The organism is Streptomyces sp. NPDC005899 (genome assembly GCF_040629645.1).
Taxonomy (GTDB): domain Bacteria; phylum Actinomycetota; class Actinomycetes; order Streptomycetales; family Streptomycetaceae; genus Streptomyces.
Genome location: NZ_JBEXWB010000570.1, coordinates 1 through 2594, shown reverse-complemented (window position 1 = coordinate 2594; position 2594 = coordinate 1). Strand labels below are relative to the sequence as shown.

The following is a 2594-nucleotide window of genomic DNA, read 5'->3' as shown; positions in this document are numbered from 1 at the left end:
GGGGGGGCGTGCTGCGCGGTCCGGCCGGCGGCGCCCTGCTCCCCACGTCCCGGCCGGCGGTTACGGGGTTGGGGTGGCGGCGGGGGGCCGCGCGCGCCGCCCTGGAGCACGAGGCCGCGCACATCGTCACCATGCCCGACGGCACGCTCCAGGTGCGCGACGGCCGGCGCCACCTGCTCTACCTGAGCCAGGGGAGCGCGGGCGCCGCCCTGGTGGCGCAGGCGTACACCGCGCTCCACGAGGACCCGGCGCTGAGCGCCCTGATCCCGGGCGTGCGCAGGGGCTGCGCGATGGAGTTCGTCCGCGAACCGGGGCTGTTCACCGGGCGTACGGGGCTCGCCGCCACCTCCGGCCAGCTCGGTCCGGGGCCGGCCCGGACCGGGCCCGGTGTCCTGGCCTCCGTACGCAACCTGGCCTGGCACCTGGTCGCCGACGGGGACGGGCTGCTCGTGCCGGGTGCGGGGCTGCGCCGCTTCTCCGCCGACCTCGGCACGGGAGCGGCCGGTGTCCTCCTCGGCCTGCACTTCCTGTCCGGGGGGCCGGGCGGCACCGGAGAGGGCGGGGCACCACGGGGCGGGGCCGGGCAGGCCCCCGCCGGTCTGCTGGAACTGCTCACCCTCGGCTGAGGAGTTCCAGCGCCGCCCCCCGAAGCGCCCGCGGGGCGCCCGCGCCGGCGTCGGGCGCCGCCATCTCGCGGGCGTACACACAGAGCAGGCGCGGTACCTCGTACCGCGCCGCGTGTGCGGTGACCTCACCCGGGGGAGAGGTCACCGCACCGGTGTCGATGAGCGCCTCGACGGCCCGGATGGCCTCCCTCTCGTCCAGGCCGAGCGCGGCCGTCGCCCGTGCCAGGGTGAAGTCACCGTCCCGCGTGTGCCCGGCGATCCGCGTCAGCGCGGCGCGGTCGCGGGCGCTCAGGTCCTGCCAGCCCGCCGCGATCCGCGACCGTACGGACACGTCCCCGGCGACCAGTTCGTCCAGAGCCGTACAGGGATCCTCGATGCGGGCCGCGTACTCCGCCGGCGGCAGGTGCCGCAGCACCGCCAGCCTCATGCCGCTCACCGCGACGGCCAGGGGCAGGGCCCCGCAGGCGCGGACGATCCGCAGCGCCGCCACGGGATCCGTGCGCAGGCGGTCCGCACCGGTCAGCCGCTCCAGGAGTTCCAGCGACTCGGCGTCCCCGGGCGCGGACAGGGCGATCCGGTGCACGGACGCCAGACCGGCCAGCTGCCCCCGCGCGGTCAGGAGGACCGAGGACCGCCCGGACCGGGGCAGCAGCCCCCGCACCGACGCCTCGTCCACCACGTCGTCCAGCACGAGCAGGACCCGGTGCCGGGACAGCCAGTCCTGCCACGCGTCCTCCGCCTCCGCCGCGTCGGGCCGGCCCGAGGTCTCCACGCCGCACAGCCGCAGCAGCTCCTCCAGCATGCCGGTACGCCCGCGGGCGGTGCCGTCCTGGTGACGGGCCCGCACATGCACCCGCCCGTCGGGGAACTCCTCCCCGAGCAGGTGCGCGGCCCGGACGGCCAGCGCGGACTTGCCCATCCCGGCGGGCCCGGTGACCAGCAGCACGCCGCCGTCCGGCGCCCCCACCACCGGCACCAGCCGCGCCAGTTCGTCCTCACGGCCGGTGAAGTCCCGGATGTCCGCGGGGAGTGACACGTCTCGCGCGGCCCTGCGCGGTGCGGCGAGCCGTGCGGACGTCCCCCGCCCGAGGATCCGCCCGTAGAGGGCGGCGAGGGCCGGGCTGGGCTCCAGCCCGAGCTCCCTGGACAGCAGTTGGCGGTAGTCGTCGTACACCGCCAGCGCCTCCGCCTGTCGGCCGGACTGGTGCAGGGAGTTCATCCAGGCCGCCCGGAGCCGCTCCCTCAGCGGGTGGCGTTCCACCAGGTCCCGCAGACCGTCGGCCGCGACGGCCGCCCTGCCGGTCTCGATCTCCGCCTCCGCCCAGTCCTCGTAGACCGTCAGGCAGCGGGCCTCCAGCCGCTCGGCCTCCTCCGCGACCACGGCGGAGTCCCGCAGGTCGTGCAGCGGGGGCCGCTCCCCCCACAGGTCCAGGGCCTCCCGCAGGAGGCGGGCCGCGGTGCGCAGGTCCCCGCGCTCACCGGCCGCCCGGCCCGCCCGGGCCAGTGCCCCGAAGCGCAGGGTGTCCAGTTCGCCCTCCTCGATCCGCAGCCGGTAGCCGCCGCAGCCGTGCACCACCCGGTCCCGGTCGCCCCCGTCGACGGTGCCGAAGAGCGTACGGGCGGCGCTGACGTAGACCTGGAGGTTCTTGCGCGCGGTCCGGGGCGGTTCCTCGGGCCACACCACGTCGGTCAGCACGCCGACGGGCACCGGGGTGTTGGGGCGGGACAGCAGGGTGGCCAGGACGAGGCGCTGCTTGCGCGGGCCGAGCGGGAGGGGTTTCCCGTCCACCACGGCCGTGAGGGGCCCGAGCAGTGAGAAGTACACGGCGCCGGGGAGAGCGGGGGGACGGGTCATCAGCGACCTCCTGGTCGGGGGAGGGGCGACAAGCTGCCGGACACCGGCCGATCCTGCCGCGACGCGGGGCGGCGCACATCGGTACCCGCCCCGCATCTTCCCGGGCGGGCCCC

1 protein-coding gene and 1 pseudogene are annotated in these 2594 nt (G+C 77.1%); one reads left to right on the top strand and one right to left on the bottom strand.

Annotated elements, in window-relative coordinates:
- Positions 1 to 626 (top strand): annotated as a pseudogene (locus ABZ371_RS31520) (serine/threonine protein kinase); the annotation flags it as partial.
- Here ABZ371_RS31520 and ABZ371_RS31515 read toward each other — a convergent pair.
- A complete protein-coding gene (locus ABZ371_RS31515) occupies positions 613 to 2481 on the bottom strand; it encodes a BTAD domain-containing putative transcriptional regulator (protein ID WP_358686120.1) in 1869 nt (622 codons plus the stop codon). The pseudogene ABZ371_RS31520 and the gene ABZ371_RS31515 overlap by 14 nt on opposite strands.
- Positions 2482 to 2594: the final 113 nt, after the last annotated feature.

Bases quoted from the DNA above. Each gene is read 5' to 3' on its own strand.
- ABZ371_RS31515 (WP_358686120.1), bottom strand. From the start codon at position 2,481: ATGACCCGTCCCCCCGCTCTCCCCGGCGCCGTGTACTTCTCACTGCTC.